Annotated in this window: 17 protein-coding genes and 1 tRNA gene; 14 read left to right on the top strand and 4 right to left on the bottom strand. The window is 32.2% G+C overall.

What is annotated here, in order from left to right:
* The first annotated feature begins 9 nt into the window (after positions 1 to 9).
* The 5 genes from serC (at position 10) to R2808_RS06280 (ending at position 3626) form a co-directional block, all read left to right on the top strand.
* Entirely contained in the window at positions 10 to 1080 is a 1071-nt protein-coding gene (gene serC, locus R2808_RS06300) for a 3-phosphoserine/phosphohydroxythreonine transaminase (RefSeq protein ID WP_371270113.1), read from the top strand.
* A gap of 138 nt (positions 1081 to 1218) precedes the next feature.
* Positions 1219 to 2175: a D-2-hydroxyacid dehydrogenase gene (locus R2808_RS06295; protein ID WP_371270112.1), complete on the top strand. Its 957-nt coding sequence runs from the start codon at positions 1219 to 1221 to the stop codon at positions 2173 to 2175.
* 41 nt (positions 2176 to 2216) lie between these two features.
* The gene (locus R2808_RS06290; protein ID WP_371270111.1) at positions 2217 to 2792 is read left to right on the top strand and encodes a hypothetical protein; all 576 of its coding nucleotides are present in this window, start codon (positions 2217 to 2219) and stop codon (positions 2790 to 2792) included.
* A 76-nt stretch (positions 2793 to 2868) separates the two neighbouring features.
* Positions 2869 to 3297, top strand: coding sequence for a DUF6146 family protein (locus tag R2808_RS06285; protein ID WP_371270110.1), 429 nt, complete (start codon positions 2869 to 2871; stop codon positions 3295 to 3297).
* Positions 3297 to 3626, top strand: a complete 330-nt coding sequence (locus tag R2808_RS06280) for a DUF6787 family protein (RefSeq protein ID WP_371270108.1) — start codon at positions 3297 to 3299, stop codon at positions 3624 to 3626. Before R2808_RS06285 ends, R2808_RS06280 begins: the two co-directional genes overlap by 1 nt.
* A 392-nt stretch (positions 3627 to 4018) precedes the next feature.
* Here the strand turns inward: R2808_RS06280 and R2808_RS06275 are convergent, their stop codons facing one another.
* The 3 genes from R2808_RS06275 to msrA form a co-directional block, all read right to left on the bottom strand.
* Positions 4019 to 4288, bottom strand: coding sequence for a hypothetical protein (locus R2808_RS06275; protein ID WP_371270107.1), 270 nt, complete (start codon positions 4286 to 4288; stop codon positions 4019 to 4021).
* A 1087-nt stretch (positions 4289 to 5375) separates the two neighbouring features.
* Positions 5376 to 5678, bottom strand: a complete 303-nt coding sequence (locus R2808_RS06270; protein WP_371270106.1) for a hypothetical protein — start codon at positions 5676 to 5678, stop codon at positions 5376 to 5378.
* A 53-nt stretch (positions 5679 to 5731) separates the two neighbouring features.
* On the bottom strand, positions 5732 to 6277 hold the full coding sequence (msrA, locus tag R2808_RS06265; RefSeq protein ID WP_371270145.1) for a peptide-methionine (S)-S-oxide reductase MsrA: 546 nt from the start codon (positions 6275 to 6277) through the stop codon (positions 5732 to 5734).
* Positions 6278 to 6458: 181 nt separating this feature from the next.
* On the opposite strand from msrA, the gene R2808_RS06260 reads away from it, so the two are divergent.
* The gene (locus R2808_RS06260; RefSeq protein WP_371270105.1) at positions 6459 to 7118 is read left to right on the top strand and encodes an ABC transporter ATP-binding protein; all 660 of its coding nucleotides are present in this window, start codon (positions 6459 to 6461) and stop codon (positions 7116 to 7118) included.
* A 96-nt stretch (positions 7119 to 7214) separates the two neighbouring features.
* Positions 7215 to 7979 (top strand): TIGR02757 family protein, encoded by a 765-nt coding sequence (locus tag R2808_RS06255; protein ID WP_371270104.1) that lies wholly within the window; start codon positions 7215 to 7217, stop codon positions 7977 to 7979.
* 38 nt (positions 7980 to 8017) lie between these two features.
* On the opposite strand, the gene R2808_RS06250 is transcribed toward R2808_RS06255, so the two are convergent.
* Positions 8018 to 8091: transfer RNA gene (locus R2808_RS06250), tRNA-Ala, on the bottom strand.
* Positions 8092 to 8163: 72 nt separating this feature from the next.
* Here R2808_RS06250 and R2808_RS06245 point away from each other — a divergent pair.
* Genes R2808_RS06245 through R2808_RS06215 form a run of 7 tightly spaced genes read left to right on the top strand, consistent with a single transcriptional unit; the run spans position 8164 to position 15012 of the window.
* Positions 8164 to 9066: an ABC transporter ATP-binding protein gene (locus tag R2808_RS06245; protein ID WP_371270103.1), complete on the top strand. Its 903-nt coding sequence runs from the start codon at positions 8164 to 8166 to the stop codon at positions 9064 to 9066.
* Positions 9067 to 9071: 5 nt separating this feature from the next.
* Positions 9072 to 9911: an ABC transporter permease gene (locus R2808_RS06240; RefSeq protein ID WP_371270102.1), complete on the top strand. Its 840-nt coding sequence runs from the start codon at positions 9072 to 9074 to the stop codon at positions 9909 to 9911.
* 15 nt (positions 9912 to 9926) lie between these two features.
* Positions 9927 to 11945 carry a choice-of-anchor L domain-containing protein gene (locus R2808_RS06235; RefSeq protein ID WP_371270101.1) on the top strand — a complete coding sequence of 673 codons (2019 nt, stop codon included), beginning with the start codon at positions 9927 to 9929 and terminating at the stop codon, positions 11943 to 11945.
* A 1-nt stretch (position 11946) separates the two neighbouring features.
* Complete coding sequence (gene crcB / locus R2808_RS06230; protein WP_371270100.1) at positions 11947 to 12318, top strand: fluoride efflux transporter CrcB; 372 nt, start codon at positions 11947 to 11949, stop codon at positions 12316 to 12318.
* A 3-nt stretch (positions 12319 to 12321) separates the two neighbouring features.
* Complete coding sequence (locus R2808_RS06225; protein ID WP_371270099.1) at positions 12322 to 13335, top strand: bifunctional oligoribonuclease/PAP phosphatase NrnA; 1014 nt, start codon at positions 12322 to 12324, stop codon at positions 13333 to 13335.
* A complete protein-coding gene (gene gldI, locus R2808_RS06220; protein ID WP_371270098.1) occupies positions 13332 to 13886 on the top strand; it encodes a gliding motility-associated peptidyl-prolyl isomerase GldI in 555 nt (184 codons plus the stop codon). Before R2808_RS06225 ends, gldI begins: the two co-directional genes overlap by 4 nt.
* A gap of 7 nt (positions 13887 to 13893) precedes the next feature.
* Positions 13894 to 15012 (top strand): peptidylprolyl isomerase, encoded by a 1119-nt coding sequence (locus tag R2808_RS06215; RefSeq protein ID WP_371270097.1) that lies wholly within the window; start codon positions 13894 to 13896, stop codon positions 15010 to 15012.
* Positions 15013 to 15017: the final 5 nt, after the last annotated feature.

Below are 15017 nucleotides of genomic sequence, written 5' to 3'. Positions count from 1 at the left end.
ATTTTGATTATGAAGAAACACAATTTCAGCGCTGGACCAAGTATTCTTCCTCAAGAAGTATTTGAAAAAGCAGCACAAGCGGTTATCAATTTTAACAATACCAATCTTTCAATATTAGAAATTTCGCATCGTAGTAAAGATTTTGTTGCGGTAATGGAAGAAGCTCAAAATTTAGCTTTAGAATTATTAAATTTGACAAACAAAGGATACAAAGCTTTATTTTTACAAGGTGGTGCAAGCATGGAATTTTTAAGAATTCCTTTCAATTTAATGAAAGAAAATGGTAAAGCTACTTATCTTGACACAGGTACTTGGGCGGGCAATGCAATTAAACAAGCTAAACCTTTTGGTGAAACTGTTGTTGTTGCTTCATCAAAGGAATCAAATTATAATTTTATTCCAAAAGAATATACAATTCCAACTGACGCAGATTATTTTCATTGTACTTCAAACAATACAATATTTGGAACACAAATGAAAGAATTTCCAGAGACTCAAGTGCCAATTGTCTGCGATATGAGTTCTGATATTTTTTCAAGAACATTAGATTTTTCAAAATTTTCATTAATTTATGCTGGTGCACAAAAAAATATGGGCCCTGCTGGAACAACTTTAGTTGTTGTAAAAGAAGATATTTTGGAAAAAACGAATCGTACTATTCCTGATATGCTGAATTACAGCCAACACATTGCTAAAGAAAGCATGTATAACACACCGCCTGTCTTTGCCGTTTATACTTCTTTATTAACTATGCAATGGATCAAAAATAAAGGCGGAGTTACGGCTGTCGAAAAATTAAATGAAGAAAAAGCTGCTTTGTTATATGCTGAAATTGATCGTAATCCGTTATTTAAAGGTGTGGCAAACAAAGACGACCGTTCGTTGATGAATGTAACTTTTGTACTAAACAACCCAGAACATCAAGAAGCGTTTGATTCGCTTTGGAAAAATAATCAAATATCTGGATTAAACGGACATCGTTCTGTGGGCGGTTATCGTGCTTCTATTTACAATGCTATGCCAATAGAAAGCGTTCAGGTTTTGGTTGATTGCATGAAAGAATTGGAAAATAAAATATAGTTCAATTACAAATTATCAATTACAAATTATCAATTACAAATTATCAATTACGAATTATCAATTACGAATTATCAATTACGAATTAATAAAAGCTGAAGGTTTATTGCTTAAAGCTTATAGCAAAATAATTAAATAAGAATGAAAGTATTAGCAAATGATGGCATTTCTAAAAGTGGCATTAAAAAATTAGAGAAAGCAGGATTTGAAGTCATTACAACCAAAGTAGCTCAAGAACAAGTTGCTAATTTTATTAATACACACGATGTAAAGGTAATTTTAGTACGAAGTGCAACCAAAGTTAAAAAAGATATTATTGATGCTTGTCCAAATTTAAAAATTATTGGCCGTGGTGGTGTTGGTATGGATAACATTGATGTCGATTACGCACGTCAACAAGGTATTCATGTTATCAATACACCAGCAGCTTCTTCTGAAAGTGTAGCCGAATTGGTTTTTGCACATTTATTTTCGGGTGTTCGCTTTTTGCACGATGCGAACCGAAATATGCCATTAGAAGGCGATACACGCTTTAACGAATTAAAAAAAGCATATGCAAATGGCATTGAATTACGCGGTAAAACTTTAGGAATTATTGGCTTTGGACGAATTGGTCAAGCGGTTGCAAAAATGGCATTAGGATTAGGTATGCGTGTAATTGCTTCAGACAAATATGTAGGTGAAGCAGTAATTCGTGTTGATTTTTACAACGGCCAATTCATCAATGTAGATATCAAAACCGAGCCAATGGAAGATTTATTACAACATTCCGATTTTATAACACTTCACGTTCCTGCGCAAAATGGATACATTATTGGTCGTGATGAAATAAAATCTATGAAAGATGGTGTAGGAATAATTAATGCTGCTCGAGGTGGAGTTATTGATGAAGTGGCTCTATGCGAAGCTTTAGATGAAGGTAAAGTATTATTTGCAGGTTTAGATGTGTTTGAAAACGAACCAACTCCAGAAATGCACTTGTTAATGAATCCAAAAATATCGCTTACACCACATATTGGTGCGGCAACCAATGAAGCTCAGGATAGAATTGGCACGGAACTTGCAGAACAAATAATCAGTTTGTTGAAAAACAACTAATAATTTGTATCTTTAACCAATACTATTAAATTTAATTACAAATGATTGAACAAATTACAGAATTAGTAAAACAATTTGGCGGCGATGCCATTGTGAACAACCCATCAGTGCCCAATGAAAAAAATGATGCAGTAGCTAAAGAAACTGGCGAATCATTAATATCAAGCTTACAAAGCATGGTAGCTGAAGGCAAATTAGGCGATTTGGCTGGACTTTTAGGTGGCAAATCTGAAATTTCTATGGATAACCCAACAGTAAAAGAGTTAACCAACAAAGTTACCAATAGCTTATCGCAAAAAACAGGCATTTCTAACGAAGCTGCACAAGGTATTTCTGCTGATATGATACCAAATATTTTAGGTGGATTATTAGGTAAAGCAAACGACAAATCGGATTCGAGTTTCAATATTCAAGATATCATTAAATCGATAACTGGCGGCGATGCTAATGCTTCTGGTGGATTAATGGATATGGTTACAAAATATGGTGGGCAATTTGGGTTAGACCAAAATGGCGACGGTAAAGTAGATATGAACGATGCTATTGCAGCTGTTAGCGGTGGTGGTAAAAAAGGTGGCCTTGGTGGTTTACTTGGAAACTTATTTGGAAAAAAATAAATTCTTACACTATAAGTGTTAAAAGCTCCGAAAATTCGGAGCTTTTTTTTATCTTTATACATTGAAATACCAACCATTGAAAACTTATTGTTACATATTATTAATTGCTTTTGGATTGCTTTTTTCGTGCCACCCTAAGCCAACTATTGTACAAAACGAAAAGCCAAAACTTGAAAGCGATACCATTAAAATTGCCAACGATGAAATAGCATATGAAATTACAATAATTGATGCTGGCTTTAGCCGTTGGTTTAATTCTTATGCACGTCCTCGAGGCTTCTATTCGCAAAACTTTTTAGAAACTCGAAATATTTTTTGGGTAACCGAATGGAATCGTCGTGCACTTAATCCACAACAATACAACCCCAATTTATATGAAATACCTATTAACTACACTGGCAATACAAATTATGGCTATGAAGTAAATTATATGCTTTACAACTATTTAGTTTATTTTCAAGTAACCAACAAACAACAATTGGGCGGTTTTATACCAAGAATTTAATGAAAAAATTAAAAGAACGCTGGAACATAACCAGCAACCAGCAACTTGCTATTATATTTATTGTTTTTGCCATAACAGGCTCAACAGCAGCCTATTTATCGCGCCCAGTTACCGAAGCTTTAGGCATACACAAAAACAACCTACCTTATTTTTTGTATTTACCCATTCGATTAGTAATGATTTTCCCGTTGTACCAAGTATTACTAGTTGCTATAGGAACTATTTTTGGACAATTCAAATTCTTTTGGTGGTTCGAAAAAAAGATGCTACGCAGCATGAAACTAGGATTTATTGCCGATTTTTTTGAAAAAAAATTTGAGAAGAAATAATGCTAAAGCTTTATTTTCTATATTTGAATATATAAATTTATTACTTATAGTTAACCAAAAGTGTTGGCTATACGTATAGTTTTGTTTATTAATAAGTTAGCAGTAATATTGACGATAAACTGCAATTGAAATTATGAAAACAGACAAGGAGATAGAAGAAATAATGCACACCTATTTAAAGATAGGTAAAGAAGACGTTAGTATTTTAGATATACCTGAAATGAATGAAGAGGAAAAGTACAAATTCCAATTGATGTCTGAAAAATATACTTTTGATACAGAGTTGGAAAAGTACTTAAAGACAAAAGATTTAGAAAGGTGGAATTACTATATTAAATCAACTAATCAACCCCACGAAATATGCAACGACAGAAAAATGAGCGAAGAGAGTTTTAAATACTTTCAGAAGAAAGTTGACGAATTACAGATAGAATTGCCGTTACCCCTTCTTGATTTCCTGGACGTTCAATATTAATTTTATTATCTTCTAATCTAACTTTAAGAAAGTTGTTCCATAAAATTAATGAGTCGAATACATTTGCATTTTTATAATTAAAAACTATTTGTAAAAGTTCATTTCTAATTTCTAAAAATCTTTTTTCAGTTATATCGTGAGATAATAATTCAACTCCAAGATTTTCCTCGTGTTTCAATTTTGACATTTTAATAGTTTTTAATACTCTGCGTTATACAAAGAGTAGATTGCTAAAATAATAAGTGGTATAAAAATCATAACGAATAGTTTTTATCAAATATATAAGAAAATTATTAACTTTACAAAATCGAAGTGAAATAAAATACTACTGCTAACAATGGTTACAAGTAATTGCTTTTAAAGACTCAATCAAAACACCTGTTGCGTGCAGAAAACAGAAAAATAAATATTAACTTGGCGAACAGTAGCACGCAACTACTTGTAGCCACAAAACGTTAGAACACATTCAGCTAAAGTTAACCGAATTTTTCAGCTTCGTATAGTTCTAAAGGGTTTTGGGGAAGTTGTTATCGAAATTCAAGAGGCGATTATGAAAAACTAAATTTAGAAAAATTAGACGCACATCAACAAAACTTAAAGAAATAATAAAGAGAGGTAATAGCAAATTTAATGGCATATTAATTTTAATGTTTGGTACTTTACCACTACCCTATTTTATTCCAAACTTTATTAATAGTTTAAATAATGATGAATCTCAACAAGGAGTTTCTTTTTTAATTTTCATCTTATTACCACATTAATACTAATTACAATTGGCATAACAACTATTCTAAATAAAAAAACATATTTTGTTGCTGATGAATTTTCAATTTCTTTTGAAACTCGAAAAAATTTATTATAATGATATATTAATAATATAAGGTCTAGTATGATATCAGGAAGCGGAAGTTCTTCGAAAAAATGCAGTTGTATTGGGGACAAAAACAGACAAGGTATATTTGAATACGATTTAGCAGAAATAAATATTGATGTTAATGAAATTGGTAAAATAATAAAAAACGTCGCATAACAGCACTAAAAGTAATGGCTAAGGCAAAGGCATATCCTAAAAATCTTTTCTCCGAAAATTCAAAAGTTTGCTTTATATTTGTAATGGCTTGTGTTGGTTCAACGCCACTGAAATCAAGCCGCAAACGTTAGAACACATTGACTTCGTCGACCTTCAATTTCAGCTAAAGCTGACCAAAATTTTAGCTTCGTATAGCTACAATTTCTTAAACACAAAAAAAGCGACTTTGCAGTCGCTTTTACATTTATTTTTCTTTCTTAATAAGATACGTATAAATCCACGTTAAAGTAAACGTTGGTATAATATCTACAAACGGAATAAGCTCTTCTATTGTTCCTATAACAGCCGCAACTTTACCTGTGTTGCCTTTGTACATTTTTGCTAAAAGCAAACCCGAAATAGGTGCCCAAATTATGTCTATACTTTCGCCTATTCCTGGAAATAAATACGATAGCATACCTACAAAATCAAATAAAATACTTAACAGTAATTTAGTAGTTTTAGTAGAAGTTTTCGCATTTTGTTGTAATTGAATTTCTTTTGTCATTTTTATAATTTACTGATATTGTACTACTATATATGCAAAAGCAATGCCAAATATTATTTTAACTTTGAAGCGTAATGTTTTCGTAGTTTTTCGAGCTTTGGCGCAATTACCATTCTACAATAACCTTGTTCCGAATTGCTGTTGTAATAGTCTTGATGATACGCTTCGGCTGGGTAAAATGTGGTAGCCGCACTAACTTTTGTTACAATGGGGCTATTATATAATTTTTCTGCTGTTAACCACTTAATATAATTTTCGGCTTTTTGTTTTTGAATATCAGTCGTATAAAAAATTTCGCTTCTATACTGTGTACCCACATCGGCGCCTTGTCTATTTAAAGTAGTAGGATCGTGAGCGGTAAAAAATATTTCAAGCAAATCTTCATACGGAATTTCCACTGGGTTGTAAACAATTTTAATAGCTTCGGCATGACCCGTAGTTCCTGTACAAATTTCTTTATAGGTTGGGTTTTGTGTAGTACCACCTATATAACCCGAAGTTACTTTTTCTACACCTTTTAAATTGGTAAAAACGGCTTCGGTACACCAAAAACAGCCACCAGCAAAAATGGCAATTTGTTTTCCTTCTTCTGTTTGCATAGCAATAGGTTTTTGAATTGTGTTGCGTGGCGCAAATTGTTCTTTTTGGTTACAACTAAAAAAAGCAACACATAAAATTAGAATAAATTTCATTGTTTTAATTTTTATAAAATTACATATTTTACTTATTTTTAGGTAGATTTTAGCATAAAAATAACAAAATCTTCGTTTCTTTGTAGCTATGATAAAAGCAACTTCTATTCATAAATATTTTGATGATTTACATGTTTTAAAAGGTGTAAATCTTCATATAAAAAAGGGCGAAATTGTATCGATAGTTGGTGCATCGGGCGCAGGAAAAACCACACTTTTACAACTTTTAGGTACACTAGACAAGCCTTCTGCAAATGCCGATACACAGCTTTTTATTAACAACGAAAATGTTTTGCAATTATCCGATAAAAATTTATCTAAATTTAGAAATTTACATTTAGGTTTTATTTTTCAGTTTCATCAGTTATTACCCGAATTTACAGCACTTGAAAACGTTTGTATTCCTGCTTTTATTGCTAAAAAAGATAAAAAAGAAGCGGTAAAAGAGGCTAAAAAATTGCTAGAGTACTTGGGTTTATCGCATCGAATTAATCATAAACCAAGCGAACTTTCGGGTGGCGAACAACAACGTGTAGCTGTTGCTCGTGCCCTAATTAACAAACCTGCCGTTATTTTTGCCGATGAACCTTCGGGAAATTTAGATACACAAACCGCCGAAAATTTACACCATTTGTTTTTTAAACTTCGCGATGAACTAGGCCAAACGTTTGTAATTGTTACACACAACGAAGAGCTAGCTAATATGGCCGATAGAAAATTAACAATGGTTGACGGAAATATTGTTTAAGAGTTAAAAAGTAACACGTTGAAACTCGAAAAGCTTTACATATTTTAAAAAATCTGTCAAATTCACTTCTCGAATACAATTGCAGTAGTAAAAAAAATGACGAATAACGAACTAAAAGAATTTTTAGACGAAAAAGTTACGCTATATAACAATCCTAATTTTATAGCATCTGATCCTATACAAATTCCACATTCGTATTCGTTAAAAGAAGACATCGAAATTTCTGCCTTTTTAACAGCAACTATTGCTTGGGGAAACCGCAAAATGATTATTAATAATGCTAAAAAATTGATGAACATTTTGGGAAATTCGCCTTACGATTTTGTACTAAATCATTCCGAAAACAATCTGGAAAACCTCAACACTTTTGTGCACAGAACATTTAACGGACAAGATGCTAAAACCTTTATTCTAGCATTACAAAATATTTATAAAAATTATAACGGATTAGAAACTGTTTTTACAAAATTTCAAAACCAAAACAATCAAACAGAAAGTATTGCCAGTTTTAAAACCTTATTTTTTGAAATTCCGCATTTGCAAAGAACTACGAAACACATATCGAACCCTTTACAAGGTTCTGCAGCAAAACGAATAAATATGATGCTGCGCTGGCTTGTTCGTAACGATAAAAATGGTGTCGATTTTGGCATTTGGAAAAACATTAATCCTGCTTATTTATCGTGCCCACTCGATGTGCATTCGGGTAATGTTGCACGAAAATTAGGGATTTTAACCCGAAAACAAAACGATGCAAAAGCGTTGCTGGAACTTGATAGTAATTTACGAAAATTTGACGCTAACGATCCTGTAAAATACGATTTTGCTTTGTTTGGACTTGGCGTTTTTGAAGGGTTTTAAAGTAAAAAACGTTTTACATTTTATGTAAAACGTTCTTGTGGAGAATACGGGATTCGAACCCGTGACCTTTTGACTGCCAGTCAAACGCGCTAGCCAACTGCGCCAATCCCCCATATTGTAACAAATAACCGTACAAATGTAACAAATTCTTTTTTACATCGTCTAACTTTTTAAACTATTTACTTTGAAAACAATACTAACTATTGACAACCTCAATAAAATTTACGGCAAACGTGTTCACGCTGTAAAAAACTTGTCTTTTACAATTGAAAAAGGCAATGTTTATGGTATTTTAGGCCCAAATGGATCCGGAAAATCGACTACACTTGGAATTGTACTAAATGTAGTAAACAAAACTTCGGGAAATTTTGAATGGTTTGGCGGAACTATAGCTACACACGATGCGCTTAAAAAAGTAGGAGCTATTATTGAACGTCCAAATTTTTATCCGTATATGACAGCAGAAGAAAATTTGAATTTAGTATGTAAAATAAAAGAAATTCCGTTTTCTAAAACTGCCGAAAAATTAGAACTTGTAGGCTTGCTAGACCGCAAGAACGATAAATTTAGAACCTTTTCATTAGGAATGAAACAGCGTTTAGCTATTGCTTCTGCCCTACTTAACGATCCTGAAATATTAATTTTAGATGAACCCACAAATGGTCTCGATCCGCAAGGAATTCGTCAAATACGCGATTTAATAAAGCTTATTGCTTCGCAAGGCACTACAATTTTATTAGCATCGCATTTGTTAGACGAAGTTGAAAAAGTGTGTAGCCATGTAGTGGTGTTACAAAAAGGCGTAATGTTGTATCAAGGTAGCGTAGATAGTATAAGTAGTAACGATGGCTTTTTTGAATTAAAAGCGAACAACATGAAGAATCTCGAAACCGAAGTGAAACAGCTTGCAGCAGTAGAAAAAATAGTTTTAGAAGATGAAAAAATGTTGGTTTACTTAAAATCCGAGTTAGAAGCAAGCGAGCTAAACGATTATTTGTTTAAAAAAGGAATTATTTTACAGCATTTAGTAAAAAGAAAACACAGCCTAGAGGAACAATTTTTACAACTTACCAACCATCAATCGTAATAGTTATGTACCGTTTACTTACAATAGAATTTCAAAAAATATTTAAAAATAGAGCTAGTAAATTTCTAGTATTGGCATATTTTATCTTACTCACTTTTATTGCATTTATTGTTTCGATAGAATTTGAGATTGGCGATTTTAAACTTCGTATTGCCGATCAAGGAATTTTTAACTTTCCATACATTTGGCACTTTAACACTTATATTGCAGCTTGGTTTAAAATGTTTTTGGCAATCGTTGTGGTGTCAATGATGGCAAACGAATACAGCTACGGAACGCTAAAACAAAATTTAATTGATGGTTTGAGTAAGAAAGAATTTGTCCTTTCAAAATTCTATACTATTGTTGTTTTTGCATTTGCTTCAACAGTTTTCATTTTCATTTTATCATTAATTTTAGGCTATTCGTTTTCATCATATACCGAATTATCAATAGTATTTTCCGATTTAGACTACCTACTAGCATTTTTTCTAAAACTAGTTGCATTTTTTTCTTTTTGTTTATTTTTAGGAATTTTAGTCAAAAAAAGTGCTTTTGCTTTAGGTTTTTTATTCTTGCTTTTTGTAGGCGAATTTATGGTTACGCAATTTTTACGTTGGAATTTATTTCCAAAAACTGAAATATATCATTATGTAAGCCAATTTTTCCCTTTAACGGCAATGAGCAATTTAATTGACGAACCTTTTTCGCGATTATCTGCCATAAAAAACATAGAAGCTACTATTACTGGCGAAAGTATAGCAAGAATTTACAGCCTACAACTTACCGAAGCATTAATTGTTTTAGGTTGGACTTTAACATTTATTTGGCTATCGTATAAATTGTTACAAAAAAGAGATTTGTAGTATCTTTGCCACATTATGGCTATAAAGAAACATTTATTTTTATTTGTTTTATTTTTTTGTGGACAGTTTGCACTTTCACAATATATTAGTGTAGATGAAAATTATACTGCGCAACAGCTAGTCGAGAATATTTTATTTTCGAACTCGTGTTCTGGAACTGTTTCAAATGTTTCGGTTTCTGGTGGCAATTTTGGTACATCAGAACAAAGTTGGGGATATTTTAATGCCAATGGTTCTTCGTTTCCTTTTCAAGATGGTATTATTTTAAGCACGGGAAAAATACAAAATGCTATTGGGCCAAATTCATCACTATCAGACGATAATGCAAATGGTTGGGGCGGCGATAACGATTTAAACCAAGCCTTAAACATTAGCAATTCTATAAACGCTACCACTTTAGAATTCGATTTTATACCATCTGCTAATAAAATTAGTTTCGATTATATTTTTTCTTCCGAAGAATATCACGGAACAGCAACTTGTACCTATTCTGATGGTTTTGCTTTTCTTTTAAAAGAAGTAGGAACTTCATCGTATCAAAATTTAGCCTTAATTCCTAACACTAATATTCCAGTAAAAGTAACAACCGTTCATCCCGAAATTCCAAATGGGTGCGCTGCGCAAAATGAAGAATATTTCGATGCTTTTAATGGTACAAATCACCCAACTAATTACAACGGGCAAACTGTTGTACTTACTGCTAAAGCAAACGTTATACCTGGAAATACCTATCATATAAAATTAGTAATAGCAGACGAAGCCAATTACCGTTACGATTCGGCTATTTTTTTATTAGGCGGAAGTTTTGCTTATGAAGTAGATTTAGGCGAAAACAGAACCTTTGCTAATGAAAACCCTATATGTTATAACGAAAATTTTATGCTAGATGCTTCGGTAGTTTCGGGGGCAACTTATCAGTGGTATTTTAACGGCATTAGTATTGCTGGTGCAACTAATTCTACGCTATCTTTTAACCCGCCCTACTCGCCTGCACAAAATGGTGAGTATGCTGTAGTAATTGATCAAGGAACAACCTGTGAAAAAACTGGAAACATTTTTTTAGATTTTTCAGAAAACATACAAAGTAATCAAACTACATTTTCGTTTTGCGATACCGATAGCGAACAAGACGGCTATACTACTTTTTCTGCTGCAGACATTACTACCATTATTACCAATGCTTTTCCTACTATTAATTCAAATTATACTTTACAACTTTTCGAAAATCCAAATGGTGGAGAGCCTATTACATTACCTTATACCAATACTACGGCGCATACACAATTACTTTATGCACAAGTTACTAATGCAAATTGTTTCGCACCAAATGCTTTTCCTATAACTCTAGAAATTAATGCGTTTGTAGTTGAAAACAAAATAATAAACACTTGTAACAACTCGCCCGTAGTTCTTGAAGCTGTTACCGCTAATTCATATTTATGGAACACTGGCGAAACTTCACAAAACATAACCGTAGATGTCGCAGGAAGCTATAGTGTAACAGTAACAAACAATAACAATTGTTCTACTGTACAGCAATTTACAGTTATAAACTCTGAAATAGCCACTATAGATGCTATTATTGTTAATGATTTTTCTGCGAATAATACTGCCGAAGTTTTAGTTAGCGGAAGTGGTGCTTATAATTTTTCTCTTGACGGAATTAACTACCAAGAAAGTGCTATTTTTACTAATTTAGAAGAAGGCGAATATACCGTTTTTGTAAAAGATAAAAAAGGCTGTGGTACGGTTTCTAAAAATTTTTATGTATTAGATTATCCTAAATATTTTACACCAAATGGCGATGGCATAAACGATTTTTGGACGATTAAAAATTTGAAAAAACGAGGATTTTTAGCTGTTAAAATTTATATCTTTGACCGATATGGCAAACTAATAAAAGAAATAAAATCTAATGAAGCGGGTTGGAATGGCACTTTTAACGGCTATAACTTACCCGCTACAGATTATTGGTTTGTATTAGAATTAAACAATGAAAGAACCGTAAAAGGACATTTTTCATTAATTAGATAATATGATAAAAAACATACTATTAGTAGCACTAGGTGGTGGTTTAGGAAGCGTTTTACGTTTTTTAATGAATCTTTTTATTGCTAAAAATTTACCTACTCGGTTGTATTTGGCCACTTTTCTAGTAAATACTATAGGTTGTTTTTTTATCGGTTACAGCATTGGTTATTTTCAAAAATATACAACCGATAACGAATTTTTAAAACTAGCAATAATTACTGGTTTTTGCGGTGGTTTTACTACGTTTTCAACCTTTGGATTAGAAAATTATACGCTTATACAATCTGGAAATATTAGCACTTCATTACTTTATACATCTTTAAGTATTATTATTGGAATACTTTTTGTAACCTTAGGAATTTATCTGTCAAAATAAAATATGTTTACTACTACCGAAATTGCCGAAATAAAAAATAGTTTAAGCACACCAAAAAACATTACTATTGTATCGCACCGAAATCCAGATGGCGATGCAATGGGTTCATCATTAGGTTTATTGCATTTGTTAAAACAACTAAATCATAATGTAACTTATATTTCGCCTAATGCCTTCCCCAGTTTTTTAGCTTGGCTTCCTAATAGCGAAAAAGTAATTATATACGAAGAAAACGCAACAACAGCTCAAAAAATTGCTAAAAATTCTGATTTTATTTTTACACTCGATTTTAATGCACTGCATCGAACTGGAAATGCAATGTGCATGTTCCTAGAAACTTTATCGCTTCCTATGATTTTAATCGATCATCATGAACTACCCGATAGCTATGCAAAATATACTTTTTCCGATACGAGTTACGGTTCAACCTGCCAAATGGTTTACGATTTTATAGTAGCGTTAGGTTATGAAAACTTATTAAACAAAGACATTGCCACGTGCATTTATACTGGTATTTTAACCGATTCTGGTGGGTTTCGTTTTCCAAAAACGACTCCTCAAACCCATCGTTGCGTAGCAACGTTATTAGAATGTGGCGTTAACAATACCGAAGTTTACAATTTATTATACGACAATTCAAGTTATAATCGCTTACAGTTATTAGGACGTGCACTACAAAATTTAAAAATATTACCCGAATATAATGCCTCGTATATAACTTTAAGCAAAGCCGATTTAGCCGAATTTAATTATGAAAAAGGCGACACCGAAGGCATAGTAAATTATGGTTTAACTATAAAAGGCATTACCGTTACCGCTATTTTTATTGAAACTAACGATGACGAATTTATTAAAATATCGTTCCGTTCGCAAGGCAATTTCGATGTAAATCAGTTTGCACGAAACTATTTCAATGGTGGTGGTCATATAAACGCAGCAGGTGGAAAATCATTTTCATCATTAAGCGAAACTGTAAATCAATTTATTGCTATTTTAGCAAGCGAAAAACAAAAATGATGAAAAAAATTTTAACCACAATTTTGATACTTCTTTTAACAATTGGCTGTACCAAACAACAAGCTCGAAAACCTGTTTCATACACGCAAAATAAATTTATGAAAGAATCTATAGAGAGAAATAAAAAGCTAATTGCAAACGAAGAAACTCAAATTAACGATATTATTAAAAAAGATAGTTTACACGAATATTTTTCATCTACAAGAGGCTATTGGTACAAATACGAAAATAAAGTTGATAGCACATTGGCTACTCCTATTAGAGGCGATATTGCTTATTTCGATTATGAAATAAAAGACTTACAAAATACTATAATTTATACCAAAGAAGAACTTAAACCGCAAGAATATTATGTAGATAAAGAAGATATCGTTATAGGACTGCGCAATGCTATAAAATTAATGCGAAAAGGAGAAACGGTAACATTTTTATTTCCATCGCACTTGGTTTATGGCTATCGTGGCGACGACAAAAAAATTGGTGCTAACCAACCGCTTATATATACTGTAACCTTACACGATATAAAACCCGATTTAAACGCTAAAAAATAAAATAAATATGAAATTATTTTCTAAACTTACTGTTATTATGTTATTTTCAATAAGTTTTTTAACTTCTTGTAACAACAAATATAAAGATTTAAAAGACGGATTATATGCCAATATTGAAACTTCAAAAGGCGATATTATAGTACAACTCGAATTTAAAAAAACACCTGTAACAGTCGCTAACTTCGTATCGCTGGCAGAAGGTAAAAACCCTTTTGTTGACGAAAAATTTAAAGACAAACCATTCTATGATGGTTTAACCTTTCATCGTGTTATTTCTAAAAATAATGGCGATGAACAAGATTTTATGATTCAAGGTGGCGACCCATTAGGTAGTGGCGAAGGTGGCCCTGGCTACAAATTTAAAGACGAAATTTTTGCCGACCTTAAACATAATAAACCTGGCATACTCTCTATGGCAAATGCCGGACCAGCAACAAATGGCTCGCAGTTCTTTATTACATTAGTAGAAACCCCTTGGTTAGATGGCAAACATACTGTATTTGGTAACGTAATAGACGGACAAACAGTTGCCGATTCTATTCTTCAAAATGATGTAATTAATAAAATTGAAATTATTAGAATTGGCGCCGAAGCTAAGAAGTTTGATGCTGTAAAAATATTTAAAGAATACTACAACAAAGAAGCAAAAATTCAAAGCGAAAATAAAGAAAAAGCGCGAAAAATTGGGATTAAAAAAAGAATCCAATTTGAAAAATTAAAAATGAATGGAACTACCGATAAGTCGGGTATTATTTACGAATTCCTTAAAAAAGGCGAAGGCAACAAGCCTAAAAAAGGCACACAGGTATTCATAAATTATGCAGGTTATTTCGAAAGCGGCGAATTATTTGATACCAATTATAAAAATATTGCCGAACAATTTTATATGTACGATGCACAGCGCGATGCTATGAATGGCTATGCACCTTTCCCTTTTCCTTATGGCAACGACAGAGGCTTAATTCAAGGATTTATAAACACTATAAACTTAATGTCGTATAACGATAAAGTACAAGTGTTTATTCCTGCAAAATTAGCGTATGGCGAACAAGGCGCTGGCGATATAATTCCGCCAAACACCAACCTTATTTTTGAAATTGAAATGTTAGAAAAACCATTAAAATAATAGTA

Source organism: Flavobacterium sp., from assembly GCF_041392005.1.
Lineage (GTDB): Bacteria > Bacteroidota > Bacteroidia > Flavobacteriales > Flavobacteriaceae > Flavobacterium.
Note: the sequence above shows the minus strand (reverse complement) of the source record. Positions and strands in the feature narration are given on the sequence as shown.

What these genes read in the sequence shown, in the direction of transcription:
- serC (WP_371270113.1), top strand. Translation starts at nt 10, where the DNA reads ATGAAGAAACACAATTTCAGCGCTGGACCAAGTATTCTTCCTCAAGAA.
- R2808_RS06295 (WP_371270112.1), top strand. Translation starts at nt 1,219, where the DNA reads ATGAAAGTATTAGCAAATGATGGCATTTCTAAAAGTGGCATTAAAAAA.
- R2808_RS06290 (WP_371270111.1), top strand. Translation starts at nt 2,217, where the DNA reads ATGATTGAACAAATTACAGAATTAGTAAAACAATTTGGCGGCGATGCC.
- R2808_RS06280 (WP_371270108.1), top strand. Translation starts at nt 3,297, where the DNA reads ATGAAAAAATTAAAAGAACGCTGGAACATAACCAGCAACCAGCAACTT.
- R2808_RS06275 (WP_371270107.1), bottom strand. Translation starts at nt 4,288, where the DNA reads ATGTCAAAATTGAAACACGAGGAAAATCTTGGAGTTGAATTATTATCT.
- R2808_RS06270 (WP_371270106.1), bottom strand. Translation starts at nt 5,678, where the DNA reads ATGACAAAAGAAATTCAATTACAACAAAATGCGAAAACTTCTACTAAA.
- msrA (WP_371270145.1), bottom strand. Translation starts at nt 6,277, where the DNA reads ATGCAAACAGAAGAAGGAAAACAAATTGCCATTTTTGCTGGTGGCTGT.
- R2808_RS06260 (WP_371270105.1), top strand. Translation starts at nt 6,459, where the DNA reads ATGATAAAAGCAACTTCTATTCATAAATATTTTGATGATTTACATGTT.
- R2808_RS06255 (WP_371270104.1), top strand. Translation starts at nt 7,215, where the DNA reads ATGACGAATAACGAACTAAAAGAATTTTTAGACGAAAAAGTTACGCTA.
- R2808_RS06240 (WP_371270102.1), top strand. Translation starts at nt 9,072, where the DNA reads ATGTACCGTTTACTTACAATAGAATTTCAAAAAATATTTAAAAATAGA.
- R2808_RS06235 (WP_371270101.1), top strand. Translation starts at nt 9,927, where the DNA reads ATGGCTATAAAGAAACATTTATTTTTATTTGTTTTATTTTTTTGTGGA.
- crcB (WP_371270100.1), top strand. Translation starts at nt 11,947, where the DNA reads ATGATAAAAAACATACTATTAGTAGCACTAGGTGGTGGTTTAGGAAGC.
- R2808_RS06225 (WP_371270099.1), top strand. Translation starts at nt 12,322, where the DNA reads ATGTTTACTACTACCGAAATTGCCGAAATAAAAAATAGTTTAAGCACA.
- gldI (WP_371270098.1), top strand. Translation starts at nt 13,332, where the DNA reads ATGATGAAAAAAATTTTAACCACAATTTTGATACTTCTTTTAACAATT.
- R2808_RS06215 (WP_371270097.1), top strand. Translation starts at nt 13,894, where the DNA reads ATGAAATTATTTTCTAAACTTACTGTTATTATGTTATTTTCAATAAGT.